Below are 1,228 nucleotides of genomic sequence, written 5' to 3'. Positions count from 1 at the left end.
GGGAGAAGCCGCTCTCAAAGCCATCAAACGACAACGCCGCAGGGTGACCACATCCGATGACCGACGCCTCGCCCCATTGCGTCAATACCTTCCTCGTTCGATCGATCCGTCCCGCGAGGGCCAGATGCTTCCACTCCTTCGGATCAGGTGTGAAACTGACGCGTGTTGCCTCTTGATCGCAGCTTCTAACCGTTGCCCAGATGGCGAAACTGTCCCGGAAGATCAGGATAACATCCAAGTTCGGGTTCGACTGCCGGAGAGTCCTCGTGCAGCCGAAGCTGTCGGCATCATGGGCGCAAACCTCGGTGGCTCGCCACGCACCGAACTGCTGATCGCTAGTCGTGCCGCCAGCGGCAAGCAGTAAGACGGGGACGACAACTGACAACATCCCACGATGCTAAACCTGATGCCGCGCCGCGCCAACAGCGAGCGTCGGATTTATGAGTTCACGACCTAATTCAGGATCTTATTAGATTTCCTGTCAGCGAACGGCACAACGCCTGTTGGATTCCCGACGAACTGTGCGCATGCCTAGACGAAGTGGGCTTCACTGGCCATGGCCCGGTTCCCCAAGGCACCCGCTCTGGCAACGCGTTTTTCAACATGATTGCCTCCCCTCCAGGAGGTGAGGTGGCGTCGCTAGCAGAGGTCGAAGCGTGCGTGGCGCGCGCGCGTTTCCGTCAATGGCAAACTTGGATGGCGATCGAAAGCAGCACACCTGCTGATTTACCCGAACGTGATGAGCTCATCAATGCGCTCGATATCGACCTCCAAGTGACGGCGTTGACCCGGCAGCTACACGATGTCGGATACATAGCGGCCGTCTTAGCTCCAGCCGTTGAGCGAAGAGTTCGGACTGCGGAATTCTTCCGCGTCGTGGAGAAGGGAATTCAAAACGGTCTTAGTTCGAGCTTTGAAATCGAAGAGCGTGTTCATTTTCGTGAGCGAGGAGCTCAATTAACGGTGCTCGAGGAATTTCTTCGAGGAACTGGGAAGCTCGCTGTTGTTCATGGTGGCGCAGGCTACGGCAAGACTACGCTGGTCCAGAGGCTTCTCGCAACTCGTGGCTATGGCAAGCTAATCGTTCAGATCGACGGAAGGCGGACGAAGAGCGCGTGGGCGTTCCTCGAAGAATTGTTTTCGCAGGTGGGGATCAGGCTGGCACCTGAGCAGCTGAGCGTGCTTGGCAACCTGACGATGGAATCAGTCATGCCGGCCGTTCGGGGCT

The 1,228-nt window shown here is 57.5% G+C and carries 2 protein-coding genes; one reads left to right on the top strand and one right to left on the bottom strand.

What is annotated here, in order from left to right; all coding sequences use genetic code 11:
• On the bottom strand, window positions 1-388 hold a 388-nt coding region (locus BGN95_RS05630), incomplete at its 3' end, for a hypothetical protein (RefSeq protein WP_286771903.1).
• 308 nt (window positions 389-696) lie between these two features.
• Here BGN95_RS05630 and BGN95_RS05625 point away from each other — a divergent pair.
• Window positions 697-1,228: TniB family NTP-binding protein (locus BGN95_RS05625; protein WP_286771902.1), on the top strand; the 532-nt coding region annotated here is incomplete at its 3' end.

It is taken from the genome of Sphingomonas sp. 66-10 (assembly GCF_001897045.1).
Lineage (GTDB): Bacteria > Pseudomonadota > Alphaproteobacteria > Sphingomonadales > Sphingomonadaceae > Sphingomonas > Sphingomonas lycopersici.
Note: the sequence above shows the minus strand (reverse complement) of the source record. Positions and strands in the feature narration are given on the sequence as shown.